Genomic DNA, 15,162 nt, shown 5'->3' on the forward strand with positions numbered 1-15,162 from the left:
GGTCCGGGTTCCCTGGCCCCCCCGACCGACAAGGCCTTTGGCCGCCCCCCCCCTGTTCCCGGCTTTCGACGAGCCGACCCCGGTGCGGCCCCCCTGGCCCCGGCGCCCCCGCACGGGTTCAGCCGGCGGCCGGGGACTTCGCCAGGTCCAGGGCGATGTCGGTGATCATGTCCTCCTGGCCGCCGACCATCCCGCGGCGGCCGACCTCCACCAGGATCGCGCGGGTGTCGACCCCGTACCGCCGGGAGGCCGCCTCGGCGTGGCGCAGGAAGCTGGAGTACACGCCCGCGTAGCCGAGGGTGAGGGTCTCCCGGTCGACGCGGACCTCGCGGTCCTGCAGGGGGCGGACGAGGTCGTCGGCGGCGTCCATCAGCGGGAACAGGTCGCAGCCGTGGTCCCAGCCCATGAGGTCGGCGACCGCGACGAAGGCCTCCAGGGGGCAGTTGCCGGCACCCGCGCCCTGGCCCGCCAGGGAGGCGTCGACGCGGGTCACGCCGTTCTCGACGGCGACGACCGAATTGGCCACGCCCAGGCCGAGGTTGTGGTGGGCGTGGATGCCGATGCCGGTGGCCGGGTCGAGGACGTCGCGGTAGGCGCGGACGCGGTCGCGCACCCCGTCCATGGTCAGGCGCCCGCCGGAGTCCGTGACGTACACGCACTGGGCGCCGTAGGACTCCATCAGCCCCGCCTGCCGGGCCAGTTCGGCGGGTTCGGCCAGGTGGGACATCATCAGGAACCCGGCCACGTCCATGCCCAGTTCACGGGCGGCGGCGATGTGCTGGGCGGAGATGTCGGCCTCGGTGCAGTGGGTGGCGACGCGCACCGAGCGGATGCCGAGGGCGTGGGCCTGCTCGAGGTCGTGCAGGGTGCCGATGCCCGGCAGCAGCAGGGTGGTGGGCACCGCGTGCCGGACGGCGCCGCACACGGCCTCGATCCACTCCCAGTCGGTGTGGGCGCCGACGCCGTAGGTGATGCTGGAGCCGGACAGGCCGTCGCCGTGGGCGATCTCGATCGCGCTCACCCCGGCGGCGTCGAGCGCGGCGGCGACGGTGCGGGCCTGCTCGACGGTGTAGCGGTGGCGGACGGCGTGCATGCCGTCCCGCAGGGTCACGTCCTGGACGTACAGCGGGGTCGCGGGGGGCGTGGTCATCGGGGTGCCACCTCCGGGGTGAGGGGGGTTCCCCCGCTCGGGCGGAGCCGGGAGTCGGGGGACGCGGCCATGCGCTCGGCGGTGCGCAGGGCGGCCGAGGTCATGATGTCGAGGTTGCCGGCGTAGGCGGGCAGGTAGTGGGCGGCGCCCTCCACTTCGAGGAAGACGGAGACCTTCGCGGCCTCGCCGGAGCGGGAGGCGGCCGGGAGCAGGGAGCGCAGCGGGTCGTCGGCGTCGACGCGGTCGAACTGGACCTTCTGCTTGAGCCGGTAGCCGGGGACGTAGGTCCGGACGCGGGCGACCATCTCCTCCACCGAGGCGGTGACCGCGGCGTCGTCGCAGTCGCCGACCAGGCAGTGCACGGTGTCCCGCATGATCAGCGGGGGCTCGGCCGGGTTGAGGACGATGATGGCCTTGCCGCGGGCGGCGCCGCCCACCTGCTCGATGGCCGCCGCGGTGGTCTCGGTGAACTCGTCGATGTTGGCCCGGGTTCCGGGGCCGGCCGAGCGGGAGGAGATCGAGGCGACGATCTCCCCGTAGTGCACCGGCGTCACGGCGGCGACGGCGGCCACGACGGGGATGGTGGCCTGGCCGCCGCAGGTGACCATGTTGACGTTGGGCGCGTCCAGGTGGGCGTCGCCGTTGACCGGCGGCACCACGTACGGGCCGAGCGCGGCGGGGGTGAGGTCCACGACCGTGCGGCCCAGCGGGCGCAGGACCTCGTCGTGGCGGCGGTGGGCGCCCGCGGAGGTGGCGTCGAAGACGAGCGACACGTCCGCGAACTCGTCCATCCCCACCAGGCCGTCCACGCCCTCGTGGGTGGTGGCGACCTTCAGCCGGCGGGCCCGGGCCAGTCCGTCCGAGTCGGGGTCGATACCGGCCATGGCGGCGATCTCCAGGGACTAGGCCTACCGGCTCGAGGTGCGCCCCGGCGAGGCCGGCGGCGTCCGCGCGGTCGGCTGGGAGACCAAGGGGCCCGCCGAGCTCGCCGAGCTGGAGGAGCGCCTGGTCGCCGCCGGGTACGAGGTCACCCGCCCGGGCGAGGCGGTCGCCCGGGAGCGGATGGTCTCGGACCTGATCCGCTTCCGCGACCCCGACGACTGCTACGACCACGAGATCTTCTGGGGTCTGAGCACCTCCTCGGTGCGGTTCGCCTCCCCGATCGGCGCGGAGTTCGTGGCCGGGACCGAGGGCGTGGGCCACATCCTGCAGGTGGTCTCGGACCGGGCCCGCTACGAGTCGCTCTTCCTCGACGTCCTGGGTTTCCGGCTCTCCGACCACATCGACCTCGCCCCGGATCTTGCAGCAACGTTCCTGCACTGCAATCCCCGCCACCACTCCTTCGCCTTCACCCCGAAGGTGGAGGGGCGCCCGCTGGGCGTGGGCCACTTCATGCTCGAGGTCACCGACCTCGACGTGATCGGCCTGGCCATGGAGCACATCGAGGACGAACCGCACCGGCTGCTGAAGACGTTCGGCCGGCACAGCAACGACCGGATGGTCAGCTTCTACCTGCTGACCCCGTCCGACGTGGGGCTCGAGTTCGGCACCGGCGGCATCAAGATCGACGACGAGACCTGGACGCCCACGCGGTACGACACCGCGCACTTCTGGGGCCACCACTCCGTCGACCACCACTGACCCGACCGCCCCACCAGATGAGGAAGGCGCCATGAACCCCGTACTTGACCGCGTGCTGGAGCACGCCGGACTGCTGGAGAGCGACGGACCCGTGTCCGAGGAGCTCGGCCGGGTCAGCGACGAGGTCGCCGCCGTGCTGCGCGAGTCCGGGGTGATCCGGATGCTCCAGCCCCGCGACTTCGGCGGCCACGAGTCCCACCCGTCCGACTTCCTGCGCACCGTCTTCGAGATCGGCCGGCGCAACGGCGCGGCCGGCTGGGTCGCCGGCGTGGTGGGCGTGCACCCGCACGAGCTCGCCCAGGGCGACCGGCGGATGCAGGAGGAGATCTGGGGCGAGGACCCCGACACCTGGGTCGCCTCGCCGTACGCCCCGATGGGCCGGGCGCGGCCGGTGGAGGGCGGCTACCTCTTCAACGGACGCTGGCCGTTCTCCTCGGGCACCGACCACTGCCGGTGGGTGATGATCGGCGGCCTGATCACCGACCAGGAGGGCGACGTCACCGACCGGGAGACGATCCACTTCGTCCTGCCCCGCTCGGACTACGAGATCCTGCACGACTCCTGGGACGTGATCGGGCTGCGCGGCACCGGCAGCAAGGACATCGTCGTCAGGGACGCCTTCGTGCCGGAGCACCGGCTGATCCGCACCGACCCGGTGACCGACGGCAGCGCCGGGCCGATCGCCGGCCGGGACGCGCCGCTGTACTCGATGCCGCGCAACGTGATCTTCTCCGGGGCGATCACCACGGCGACGATCGCGCTGGCCAAGGGCACCCTGGACGCCTACGTGGCCTGGACCCGGGAGCGCAGCAGCCGGTTCGGCTCCGCGAGCCGCGACCCGTTCCAGCTCTCCGCCCTGGCCCCGGCCGCCGCCGACGTCGACGCCAGTCTCCGCCACGTCCTGCACGACATGGACCGGGCCTTCGACACCGTCGCCTCGGGCCGGCCGCTGACCCTGTCCGAGCGGGCCGGGATCCGCCGCAACCAGGTGTCCGCCTCGCACCGCGCGGCCGCGGCCGCCGACGAGGTCTTCAAGGTCAGCGGCGGCTCCCAGCTGCACGCGCGCAACCCGATGCAGCGGATGTGGCGCGACTGCCAGAGCGCCCTGCACCACGTGCAGAACTACGCGGGCCCGCTGTACCAGGCCTACGGCATGGACTTCTTCGGCGGCGAGATGCCGGCGGCGGTGAAGGTCTGATGTCCGCCACCACCGAACCGCTGACCCGGGAGTCGACCTCCCGTTTCGTCACCGTCGACGGCACCCGCCTGCACTACCACGAGGCCGGCACCGGCCCGGAGGTGCTGCTGTGCGTCCACGGCGGGGCGCCCGGGGCCTCGGGCTGGGGCAACTTCGGCACCAACCTCGCCGAACTGTCCCGGCACGCCCGGGTCCTGGTCGTCGACCTGCCGGGCTACGGCCGGTCCGACGCGATCGACCTGACCGGCGGCAAGTACCGGCCCTGCGCCGACGTGTTCGCCGCGATGCTCACCGAACTGGGCGTCGAGCGGGCGAGCGTGGTCGGCCTCGCCACCGGCGGCGCGGTCGCGATCGCCATGGCCCTGCACCACGCCGAACGCGTGGACCGCCTGGTCCTGGTCTCCAGCGCCGGCGGGGTCCCGCTGTTCAGCACGATGCCGTCCGAGGGCCAGAAGGCCATCCGCTCCTACTACGCGGGCGAGGGCCCCACGCGGGAGAAGATGCGCGCCTACCTGCGGACGATGATGTTCGACCCGGCGCTGGTCACCGACGAACTCGTCGAGGAGCGCTACCTGGAGTCGGTCGCCGGCGGCGAGGGGCGGCGGGCGGGCGCCGAGTCGGCGGGCGCGCCGGCCGAGCCGCTGTGGCAGGAGCTGGACCGGATCACGGCGCCGACGCTGATCGTCTGGGGCACGGAGAACCGGGTGCAGGGCTTCGACAACGCCCTGTTCCTGCTGAAGCGGATCCCGGACGCCCAGCTGCACCTGTTCAAGCGGACCGGGCTGTGGGTGCCCCACGAGCGCGCCGCGGAGTTCACCCGGCTGGTGCTCGGATTCCTCGCCGAACGCCCCGCCGGCCCGGCCCCCGCCTGAGGCCGTCCGGACCCGCCCGAGAGGCGAGCCGCCCGAACCCGCCCGAGAGGCAAGGAGAGACGATGTCGTACACGAGCGTGTGGTCCGACCTGGCGCAGGTCGAGTTCCGGCAGGGGTTCCTGGAGACCAGGTCGTACCGGACCCGGTTCCTGCAGTCGGGCAGCCCCGACAAGCCGCTGCTGCTGATGCTGCACGGGGTCACCGGGCACGCCGAGGCCTACGTGCGGAACCTGGCCGCGCACGCGGAGCACTTCAACTGCTACGCGATCGACTTCATCGGCCACGGCTACTCCACCAAGCCGGAGCACCCGCTGGAGATCCCGCACTACCTCGACCAGGTCCACGAGGTGCTGGACGCGCTGGGCCACGAGCGCGCGTACTTCACCGGGGAGTCCCTGGGCGGCTGGGTGACCGCGCGGTTCGCGCAGCTGCACCCGGAGCGCACCGAGCGGATCGTGCTCAACACGATGGGGGGCACGATGGCGAACCCGCAGGTGATGGAGCGGCTGCGGACGCTGTCCACGCAGGCCGCCGAGGACCCCTCCTGGGAGCGGGTCAAGGCCCGCCTGGAGTGGCTGATGGCCGACCCGTCGATGGTCACCGACGACCTGATCAGGACCCGGCAGGCGATCTTCGAGCAGCCGGACTGGAGGACGGCCTGCCGGATGAACATGGCGCTGCAGGACCCGGAGATCCGGCGGCGCAACATGCTCACCGACGACGACCTGCGGTCGATCCGGGCCGAGGCGCTGGTCGTGTGGACCACCAAGGACCCGTCGGGCCCGGTGGACGAGGGGCGCCGGATCGCCGGCCTGATCCCGCGCGGCCGGCTCGCGGTGATCGAGAACGCCGGGCACTGGCCCCAGTACGAGCAGACCGAGACCTTCGACCGGATCCAGCTCGACTTCCTGCTCGGCCGCTGACCTCCGCTCCCGGTCCGGGCCGTCACCGCGACGGCCCGGCGGGGCCTCACGACTTGGAGTGACGACATGGGACTTCGTTCGGGTGCCGCGTTCCTGGAGAGCCTGCGGGACGGACGCAGCCTGTACATCGACGGGGAGCGGGTCGACGACGTCACCGCCCACCCCGCCTTCCGGGGCGTGCTCGCGACGCTCGCCGGACTCTACGACGCCCAGCTGGACCCGGAGTTCGCCGACGTGCTGACGGTGCGGGACACCGCGAGCGGGGAGGCCTGCAGCACCACCCTGCTCGAGGCGCACGACCACGAGGACGTGCTGGCCCGGCAGCGCTGCGACCGGCTCCGGACCGAACTCACCTACGGCATGATGGGCCGGCTCCCGGACTTCATGAACGCCTACCTGCTCGACGTCAAGAGCAGCCTCGAACACGTCGGCAAGCACGAGGAGGCGGCCCGGATGGACGCCTGTCTCGCCCGGCTGCGGCGGGAGGACCTCGCGGTCACCCACACCCTGGTGGACCCGCAGAGCGACCGCTCGACGCAGGACGCCCCGCCGGAGGCGGTGCGCATCGTGGAGCGCCGCGCGGACGGCGTCGTGATCCGCGGCGCGCGTCTGCTCTCCACCCTCGCCCCGGTGGCCAACGAGGTCTTCGTCGGCCCGTACGCACCGCGCCGGCCCGGCCAGGAGGACTACGCCCTGGTCTGCCTGCTCCCGCTCGACGCGCCCGGCCTCAGGATCGTCTGCCGGCAGTCCTACGACCGCGGGGACGGCCTCTTCGACACCCCGCTGAGCGGCCGGTTCGACGAGGGCGACGCGATCCTCGTCTTCGACGACGTCTTCGTCCCCGAGGACCGGATCGTCGTCGCCGGCGACCTGGACGCCTACAACAACGTGGTGCGCAACGCGGTCGGCTACGGACCGCTCCAGGGCGCGGCGCGCAGCACCTCCAAACTGAAGTTCCTCGCCGGCCTGGCCACGGTGGCCGCCCGGACGACGGGCCGGGCGGCCTCCCCGCGCTACCAGGAGGAACTCGGCGAGGTCATGGGCCTGCTGAACGTCGCCGAGGGCCTCCTCGACGGGGCCGCGCTCGACCTGAGCCGCCGGATCGGCGAGCGCCGCGACCCCGGGTCGGTGCTGCGCGGTCACGGCCACCCCGGCGAGGAGTCGCGGGTCGGCATCGCGGCCCTGACGTTCTTCTTCCCGTACGCGATCGCCAAGGCCGTCGAGGTGCTCCGGACGGTCGCGGGCAGCGGCGCGATCGTGATGACCGAGGGCGAGCTGCGGCACGCGGAGATCGGCCACCTCGTCGAGAAGTACGTCCACGGTCCGGAGGTCGGCGCCGAACGCCGCCTCCAGGTGATGCGGATGGTCTGGGACATGACCTGCAGCCCGTTCGCCGCCCGTCAGGCGCTCTACGAGCGCTACTACACCGGCGACCCGGTCATCGGCAGGGTGCTGTTCTTCAACGCCCCGAAGACCCGCGAGGCGGAGGCCCTCGCCGAGCGCCTGCTGGGGGCGGTGCCCACCGCGACCACGCACTGACCCCTGCCCGCCGGACGGGCGGAGGACCGGGGCCCCGCCGCTCCCGGTGGCGGACCGCCACCGGGAGCGTCACGCCCCCCGCGGGCCCGGCGCCGCCCGCGAGGCCGGCGGAGCCGCACGGAGCCGCCGCGGCTCGGCTCCGTGCGGTCCTCGCACCGGCCGGCATCGGATCGGCTTACGCTCTGCATCAGGCAGCGCCACTTCTCCTGTCGGTGCTCGTGCGCCACGCTGTTCACACGCGCACACCGCTGCCACCTCCCCGCCCGGGCCTCCCCGCCGGACCGCTGCCGTCGGCGCACCGTCGAGGGACCCGGCCCGGCGGCGCTCCCCGCCCGCCCGAGCCGGTCGCGGGGACACCCCGGCCCAGGTGCCGAGCGGTGCGGCGCCGCGCCGGAACGCTCCCCGCACCGCAACGAAAGGGTCCTCACCCGATGAGCACTCCCCCGCCGACCGGACAGCGCGACGACCCCGGGATGCCCCGTTACGGCGGCATCGCGACCTACGCGCTGCTGCCGCGCATCGAGGAGGTCGCGCACGCCGACGTGGCCGTCCTCGGCATTCCCTTCGACAGCGGGACCAGCTTCCGCCCCGGCGCCCGGTTCGGTCCCGCCCACATCCGTGAGCACTCGCGGCAGTTGCACCCCTACCACCAGTTCCTCGACGTCCGCCCGTTCGACGCGCAGCAGGTCGTCGACGCCGGCGACGTCGCGGTGGGCCCGTACGACGTGCCGCGTGCGATCACGGCGATCGAGACCGCCGCCCGGCGCCTGGTGGAAGGGGGGACGCGGGTCGTCGCCCTCGGTGGCGACCACACCGTCGCCCTGCCCCTGCTGCGGGCGGCGGCCGCGGCGTACGGGCCCCTGGCCGTCCTCCACTTCGACGCCCACCTGGACACCTGGGACACCTGCCACGGCGCGAGCGTGTGGCACGGCTCGCCCTTCAGGCGCGCGGCCGAGGAGGGGATCATCGACCTGGACCACTGCCAGCACGTCGGTACGCGCGGCGGCATCTACGATCCGAGCGAACTGGCCGACGACCGGAAGGCCGGGTTCGAGATCATCGACAGCCAGGAGTTCCAGGACCGGAGCATCGACGACATCGTCGCGCGGATCCGGCGGCGTCTGGGGACGCGGCCCGTCTACGTGTCCGTCGACATCGACGTCCTGGACCCGGCCCACGCCCCGGCCACCGGGACGCCGGAGGTCGGCGGGCTGACGACCCGCGAACTCTTCCGCACGCTGCGCGGCCTGGCGGGGCTGGACATCGTCGGGTGCGACGTCGTGGAGGTCGCCCCCGCCTACGACCACGCCGACATCACCGGCCTCGCCGCCGCCCACACCGCGTGGGAACTGATCTCGCTCATCGCGCTCGGCGAGAACCGGTAGGTGGAGCGTCCGCTCGACACGCGCCGCCGGGAAGCCCGCCCGTGGACACCGGCCCGCCCGGCCGGACGGCCCGAGCGCATAGGTTTCTCCCATGCTCAGCACTCGTCGGCTCGGCCTGCTGCGGGATCTCGCCCGCACGGGCACCATCGCCGGAGCGGCCCGGCTGGCGGGCTGCACGCCTTCGGCCGCGTCCCAGCAGCTCTCCGCCCTGGAGAAGGAGGTGGGGACCGCCCTGCTGGAGCGCACGTCCCGCAGCGTACGGCTGACCGAGGCCGGACGCGTCCTGGTGGAGCACGCCCATCGCGTCCTCGCCGAACTCGACGCCGCGGAGGAGGCCGTGCGGGCCGTGGCGGGACTGCGCGGGGGCCGGGTCCGCGTCGCCGCGTTCAACAGCGTGGCGACCGGCCTCATCGTGCCCACGCTGATGGCCTTCCGGCAGCGGTACGGGAACGTGCGGATGACCTTCACCGAGGCGGAGCCGGAGATCTCCATGCCGGCGGTGGCCGACGGCGAGCTGGACCTGGCCGTCACCCACGAGTACGGGCGCCTGCCCAAACCCGGCCTCCCCGGCCTGCGCCAGGTGCTCCTCCACCGGGACCGGCTGCTCCTGGCCGTGCCCCCGCACCTCCAGCGGGCCGGCCGGACCACCGCCGAACTGCGGGACTACGCCGACGCCACCTGGCTGTCCTCGCTGCCGAGCTCCGGCTTCCAGGCGGCGACGGAACTCCTCTGCCGCGCCGAGGGCTTCGAACCCGACATCGCCTTCCGCTCCGACCAGTACGGGCTCCTGCTCGAGCTGGTGGCCGCGGACTTCGGCGTCGCCCTCGTCCCGGCCCTGGCCGCGGCACCGCGCAAGGGCGTGGCCTACCTCGAGGTGACCCGGCCCACCGGCCTCACCCACGACATCCACGTCACCACCCGCGAGGCCGACCCGTCCCCCGCGGTCGAAGCCCTCTGCGCCCTGCTCGTCCGACGGGGCGTCGGCGGCGGACCGAACGGGTGACCGCCGCGGGCAGCCGCGGGCCGGCCGTCCGGGACGGTCACCCCGTCCGTGTGCCGCCCGCTGCCCGCTGCCCGCTGCCCGCTGCCCGCTCAAGAGCAGGGCATGCTCATGTAGAGCGCCTGCTCGCCCTCGGAGGGGGTGCCGTCGTAGAGGGTGGTGTCCAGCCCGCAGAAGGCGAAGCCCATCCGCCGGTACGCGTGGATCGCGGGCGCGTTGACGCCAGTGACCTCCAGCCAGAGGTGCCCGGCGCCCCGCTCACGGGCGAACTCCACCGCGAGCCCCATCAGCGCCCGGCCGACTCCCCGCCCCCGGTGCTCCGGGGCGACCACGATGTCCTCGACGGTCAGCCGGCGGTTCCACCGGGAGTACGAGACGGCGACGAACCCGGCCAGGTCCCCGGCCGCCCCGCGGGCGACGAAGGTGCGGGAGTCCGCGTCGTCACCGCCGTCACCGCCGTCACCACCGTGCTCGTCCTCGGGGAACACCTTGGTCAGGGGCGGGTCCACCGGGACCTCCCGCAGGGCGAACCCGTCCTCGGTGACGGCCACCCGGAAGACGGTGCCGGTGGTGAAGGAGCCGTCCAGGGCCTCGACGTCCCCGGCGTCCCCGGGGGCGGCGGCGCGGTACCGGTAAGCGGTGGCGTCAGCAGTGGTCACGGCACGACGTTAGGACCGTCCGCACCACCCCGGGACGGCTTTCGGCCGACCGGACCCGCGCACCGCATGCGGCGGGCGGCCCCTCCACCGGACGGGAGGGGCCGCCCGCTCGTGGGCGTTCCCGCGTGCGCCGGCGGCTACGCGGGGTCCAGCACGGGCCGCGCGGGAAGCCCGCCGTTCTTCTCGCAGCGCAGTTCCTTGGCCATGGCCAGCGAGACGGAGTGGGCCACGGTCGCGTAGGCGTCCTTCAGTGCCTCGATGTCGCCCTCGGGCTCCCTCGGCATAGCCCAATGCTCCACGCCGATTCGGATGTGGCCCGCTCTCGATGAGTCGAGCAACCTGTCGCTCCGGCACGCGAACTGGATGTACGCCTTGTTCGCCGCCGCCACGGTCCGCTCCCCCATCTTCAGCACGGTGAAATTTGCGGCTGGGGGGTCGGTCGGGGCGCCGTCGACCAGCCTCCAGGTGATCCTGAGATCGAAATCCGGCGTGCCGATGGGTGTGTAGACACGGCAGGCGTCCTCTCTACCGACGGTGGGGGCCGGGAACGCCTCGACCAGGTCCGCCGCGGCCTGCGCGATGGTGTACTCCTCCGCCGACGCCTCGAACCGCGACGACCCCGTGATCACCTTAAGTGCCCGGGATGCATCGGCAGACATAGCATCGCCGCCGCAGAGTTGCGTCCCCGCCACAACCTTGTAGTCCTTCGGAGTCTTCGGAGTCTCGTCCACCTCTCCGTCCCCGCCACAACCCGTGGCCCCGAGAAATAACGAGCCGACCACGGCCACGGCGAGGAGTCCCCCGCGTACCGACCTACGACTGATCACTGTCCGCATCCTCACGTGTCCTCGGCCGCCCGCCGGCCTCAGCCGGTCTCCGGGTCGTTGCCTTGCTGCTTCTGCCGGTCGTTGCCGACCCCGTAGCCGATCAGCATCGACTCGCGTAGGTCCTGCCCGAACACGTTTTCCTCGAGGTCCAGTCCATAATGCTTCAGGAAGTCCTCCATCGGGGCCTCGGCCATGCGTTCACCGGCAGAGTAGATCTCGTCTTTCTCCTCATCCGTGAGGTCCTCCATCTTCTCCTTGTGCTCATCCACCGATTCGTCGGAGATGGCGCCGACCACCTGGCTGATGACCTGTTCGGCAGCGCCGCTGGCGGTGTCGGTCGCCAGCGGGACGAGCACCGCGGCCGTGCCCACGGCCGCGGTCGCGGGCAGGAAGGCGACGCCCGCCGCGACGCCCGCCGTGGCCCCGAACTCGATCCAGCCCGCCCGCTTGGCGACCGCCTTCTCGTAGTCCTCGTGGGTCTTGAGGTTCGTCGCCTCCACCTGGTCGGCCCGGGACTGGTCGAGCATGCCCTGCACCTCGGCGCCCACGCGCACGGTCGCCCTGGCAGCGCCCTCGTTGATCTTTCCGTCCGGGCCCACGGTCCCTTCCAGCACGCTGCGGGTGTAGACCTGCTCCGCGGTCGACACCGTCGCGTAGGCGTCCGGGTGCTGGCCCAGGGTGCTGAGGAAGCCCCGGACGACGCTCCGCCCGTGCCCGTCCGCGGTGTCCGCGAAGTCGATGTGCCCGTCCGGGTTCTTGCCCGGCGCGAACACGCTGTCCGGATCGTTCTTGGCCAACGCCCAGTTGATGTCGTCGATGTAGCCGGCGCCCATGACGCCCAGGCTGTCGGCCATCGCCTCGTGGTGCTCCTTGAGCAGGCCCGGGTCCGCTCCGTACTTCTCCATGACCTTCTGCATGACGGCGGCGTTGTCCGCGTCCCGCACCACGCCGGCGTCCGGGTGCCCGGCCGGGTAGCCGAGGGTCGCCGCCTCCAGGGCGTGGCCGAGGGCGTCGGGCATGTGGTCGAGCGACGCCTTGAGCTCCTTCTCGTCGAGCGAGTTGACGTCGGCGAAGGACTCCCACTTCTCGTTGCCGAAGAAGTCGAGGTAGGTGTCGATCGCCTCGCCGTCCTTGTCCTTGCCGAGGTCGGCCGTGGCTCCGCGGTCGACCGTGCCGTCCTCGTTGTAGGCGGTCGGGGGGTCGGTGAAGAACTTCTTCGCCGCTTCCGGACTGTTGCCGAGCGCTTCCAGCATGGCGGTGGCCGGGTCGTAGCCGGCACCGTTCACACCGGAGGGGTTGAACGGGTTCTTGGACGGACTGTTCGCCGTCTTGTTCCCGGCGAACAGGCCCGGGTCCTTCTGGTGCAGCTGCGCCACGTGTTCGGCGATCGGGTTGAGGAACTTCGCGTCGTAGTTCCCGTACCGCATGATCCCGCCGAGCAACTGGTACCCGAACGGTCCGCCGTAGTCGTGCTTGGCCAGCGGAATGCGCTCCGTGCCCAGCTTGCGGAGCTCCGGACCCCACTTGTCGGTGAACTCCTTGTCGTGGGAGGCGGTGGCCAGGTTGAGACCCAGGTTCCTCTGGAGTTCCTGGACGTCCTTGAGCCGCTCCGGGTCGACCTTGCCGTACTCGTACGTGTCCGTGGAGAGCTGGCCGAAGAACGCGAGCGACTTCTCGGGGCCGAGCTTCCCGTAGAAGCTCTTGGAGAACTCCACCGACGCGCTGTTGTCCCCCAGCAGCTCGTTGAGCTGCCGCAGTTCGGCGTGCGTGATGTCCCGGCCCTTGGCCGCCAGGGCGGCGGCGCGGGCGGCCTCCTCCTGGTCCAGCTTCGTGTACGTCGGGGCGCTGAAGTCCTTGCGGTCGGTGACGTTGGCCTCGAGGGTGTTCTTGAGGGCGAGGTCGGTGTCGTTGCAGTTGTCGACGATGAGGTCGATCCTCTTCTGCCACGACTCGATGTTCCGCCTCTCCTCCCGCAGGAACTTGCTGTAGTCGGGATCGTGCCGCGCCGTCTCGTTCTCGGACAGCGGGTTCCGCGCCGTGACCTTGCCGTTGCCGTCCACGCGGATGCCGGCCGCGGGCCCTTCGTGGTCCCGGATGTTGACCAGGTCGTCCTTGGCCTTCTTGATGGCCGCGTAGCCCTCTTCCAGGATCTGCTTCACGCCCCTGGCCTCGGCCGCGGCGTCCGCGAACTCCTTGGCCGTCTTGCCGATGAACGCCTTGGTGACGCCTGCGTTGACGCCCTCCCAGGCCGCTCCGTCCGCCTTCTTCTTCATCCCGTCGCGGGCGTCGGTGGCGAGCTTGTCCAGCTTCCCCGCCATCTCCGACCAGTCGTCGACGGCGGCCTTCAGCTTCGCCACCGGGGCGTCGACGATGTCCTCGTACTTCAGCATGGTGCGCGCTCCCCCGGGCCCTACTTCATGTATTCCGTGAGCACGGAGATCCGCAGCAGGTCTCCCTCGACCTTCGCCTCGTCCTTGGCGTGCTGGGCCTTGCTGTAATCGAGGTGATTCGAGATCTGCGCGCAGGCGTCCAGCAGCGTCTTCAGGTGGGTCTGCCAGAAGTCGTGCACCTTCAGCACGGCCGAGCCGCTCACGAAGTTCCCGTTCGTCAGCGCCGTCGCCGCGTCGAACGTGGAGGAACGGGCGATGTCCCCCTCCTTCGCCAGCCGCCCCAGTAAGTCGTACGCGTCATTGCCGACGGCGCCGAGGTCGTCCCGATTGACCACCAGGTCTTTTCCGCCACCGCCTTCGTCTCCGCCGCCGTGGGCCGGAATGCCGTTGGTCTGCAGGGCGGTCCGCTGGGCCGCCGCCGCGCGCAGTGCGGCCCACTCTTGCTCGAACGTCATGAATTCCCCCAAGTCCATCCGGCAGGCCGCTTCACCGTACTCGCGCGGCCACCGGCCTGATCACTTGCCGCTTGCATCATCACCCGTTCACGGGACGGCGGTAGGTGATTCCCCGAAGCCCGGACGACGACGATCGGGTCCCGGCGGGGTCGTGCCCCGTGGAGCCGGCCTCCCCGTCTGCCCGGAGGCGACAGGTGCGGCCCCGGAAACGCTCACGCGTGATTCGTCGGCCCCTCCCAGGATCCGCCGGACGGTACCCGGCCCGGTGGGATCACGGGCGCGGCTGAACCTGGTCACCGAACTGCCCGTCACCAGCGTCGTCGCCCTGCACGACCTGAACCCGGCGGCCATGCACTGCGACCGGGTCGTCGTCCTCGAGGAGGGCCGGGTGGTCGCCGTCGGCACCCCGGGCGACACGCCGACCGGGTCCCTGATCGCCGACGTCCACGGCGTGCGCGCCGGGGTCGCCCGCTCCGGTCCCGGCGACCGGTCCCCATCCGCTTCCTGGGCACGGTGGCCGGGTACCGGAGAGGGTGATCGAGGGCTGCCGGAGGGGCCGGGTCGCCGCCGCGCGCCGTCCGCGGTGAGTTCTCCGCGTCCTGATGCGCCCCCTTGCGGGACCCCGGAGACCTTGTTGCACGCTCGATGCAACAAGGTCTCCGCTGCAGGAAGGAGAGGGGTCTCGTGCCCGCTCCGGCGGTCCCCGCCGTGCACGTCCTGCGCGGCGGGGACGTCCTCGCCCACGCCGACGCGCTGCGCTCCGTCCACGTCGACGCCTTCCGCGCAACGCCGTGGAACGAGGGCGAGGAGAAGGCCGCCGAGTTCGCCGAGCGCCTCCACCGTGACGCGCGGCGCCCCGGTTTCACCGCCGCGCTCGCTGGAGCGTGCTGCCGAACCGTCCGGGCGGGGACCTGGACCGGTCCGGGATCGGTGGGGGTTCCGTGCGTCGGCCCCGGCTGCCGGCCCGGGGTGCCCCCACCGCGGTGGCGGGTCCGCCACGGCTGCGGGGGGGGGGGGGGGGGGGGGGGGGGGGGGGAGGGGGGGGGCGGGGGGGGGGGGGAGGGGGGGGGGGTGGGGGGGGGGGGTGGGGGGGGGCGGGGGGGCGAAGGGGGGGGGGAGGGGT

12 protein-coding genes and 1 pseudogene are annotated in these 15,162 nt (G+C 72.5%); 7 read left to right on the forward strand and 6 right to left on the reverse strand.

The window, feature by feature from the left end; genetic code table 11:
• Positions 1-118: 118 nt before the first annotated feature.
• Complete coding sequence (gene dmpG, locus ACZ56B_RS04555) at positions 119-1,150, reverse strand: 4-hydroxy-2-oxovalerate aldolase (protein ID WP_468786181.1); 1,032 nt, start codon at positions 1,148-1,150, stop codon at positions 119-121.
• Positions 1,147-2,052: pseudogene (locus ACZ56B_RS04560) on the reverse strand (acetaldehyde dehydrogenase (acetylating)); the annotation flags it as partial. The gene dmpG and the pseudogene ACZ56B_RS04560, both read right to left, overlap by 4 nt.
• A 19-nt stretch (positions 2,053-2,071) precedes the next feature.
• Here ACZ56B_RS04560 and ACZ56B_RS04565 point away from each other — a divergent pair.
• From ACZ56B_RS04565 to ACZ56B_RS04595, 7 genes are all read left to right on the forward strand, one after another.
• A complete protein-coding gene (locus ACZ56B_RS04565; protein ID WP_468786183.1) occupies positions 2,072-2,791 on the forward strand; it encodes a VOC family protein in 720 nt (239 codons plus the stop codon).
• Between the two features lie 31 nt (positions 2,792-2,822).
• Positions 2,823-3,989: an acyl-CoA dehydrogenase family protein gene (locus tag ACZ56B_RS04570; RefSeq protein WP_468786185.1), complete on the forward strand. Its 1,167-nt coding sequence runs from the start codon at positions 2,823-2,825 to the stop codon at positions 3,987-3,989.
• Entirely contained in the window at positions 3,989-4,861 is an 873-nt protein-coding gene (locus ACZ56B_RS04575; RefSeq protein ID WP_468786187.1) for an alpha/beta fold hydrolase, read from the forward strand. Before ACZ56B_RS04570 ends, ACZ56B_RS04575 begins: the two co-directional genes overlap by 1 nt.
• Before the next feature lie 62 nt (positions 4,862-4,923).
• Positions 4,924-5,784 carry an alpha/beta fold hydrolase gene (locus ACZ56B_RS04580; RefSeq protein ID WP_468786189.1) on the forward strand — a complete coding sequence of 287 codons (861 nt, stop codon included), beginning with the start codon at positions 4,924-4,926 and terminating at the stop codon, positions 5,782-5,784.
• A 66-nt stretch (positions 5,785-5,850) separates the two neighbouring features.
• On the forward strand, positions 5,851-7,323 hold the full coding sequence (locus ACZ56B_RS04585; protein ID WP_468786191.1) for a 4-hydroxyphenylacetate 3-hydroxylase N-terminal domain-containing protein: 1,473 nt from the start codon (positions 5,851-5,853) through the stop codon (positions 7,321-7,323).
• Between the two features lie 431 nt (positions 7,324-7,754).
• Positions 7,755-8,708, forward strand: a complete 954-nt coding sequence (gene speB, locus ACZ56B_RS04590; protein WP_468786193.1) for an agmatinase — start codon at positions 7,755-7,757, stop codon at positions 8,706-8,708.
• Positions 8,709-8,799: 91 nt separating this feature from the next.
• Positions 8,800-9,711, forward strand: coding sequence for a LysR family transcriptional regulator (locus ACZ56B_RS04595; RefSeq protein WP_468786195.1), 912 nt, complete (start codon positions 8,800-8,802; stop codon positions 9,709-9,711).
• Positions 9,712-9,800: 89 nt separating this feature from the next.
• Here the strand turns inward: ACZ56B_RS04595 and ACZ56B_RS04600 are convergent, their stop codons facing one another.
• The 4 genes from ACZ56B_RS04600 to ACZ56B_RS04615 all read right to left on the reverse strand — a co-directional run bounded on the left by ACZ56B_RS04600 (position 9,801) and on the right by ACZ56B_RS04615 (position 14,039).
• The gene (locus tag ACZ56B_RS04600; protein ID WP_468786197.1) at positions 9,801-10,367 is read right to left on the reverse strand and encodes a GNAT family N-acetyltransferase; all 567 of its coding nucleotides are present in this window, start codon (positions 10,365-10,367) and stop codon (positions 9,801-9,803) included.
• Positions 10,368-10,504: 137 nt separating this feature from the next.
• Positions 10,505-10,996 carry a hypothetical protein gene (locus tag ACZ56B_RS04605; protein ID WP_468786199.1) on the reverse strand — a complete coding sequence of 164 codons (492 nt, stop codon included), beginning with the start codon at positions 10,994-10,996 and terminating at the stop codon, positions 10,505-10,507.
• A gap of 236 nt (positions 10,997-11,232) precedes the next feature.
• Positions 11,233-13,584, reverse strand: coding sequence for a hypothetical protein (locus ACZ56B_RS04610; RefSeq protein WP_468786201.1), 2,352 nt, complete (start codon positions 13,582-13,584; stop codon positions 11,233-11,235).
• 20 nt (positions 13,585-13,604) lie between these two features.
• Complete coding sequence (locus tag ACZ56B_RS04615; protein ID WP_468786203.1) at positions 13,605-14,039, reverse strand: hypothetical protein; 435 nt, start codon at positions 14,037-14,039, stop codon at positions 13,605-13,607.
• Positions 14,040-15,162 lie beyond the last annotated feature (1,123 nt).

Source organism: Streptomyces sp. NPDC034670, assembly GCF_055574875.1.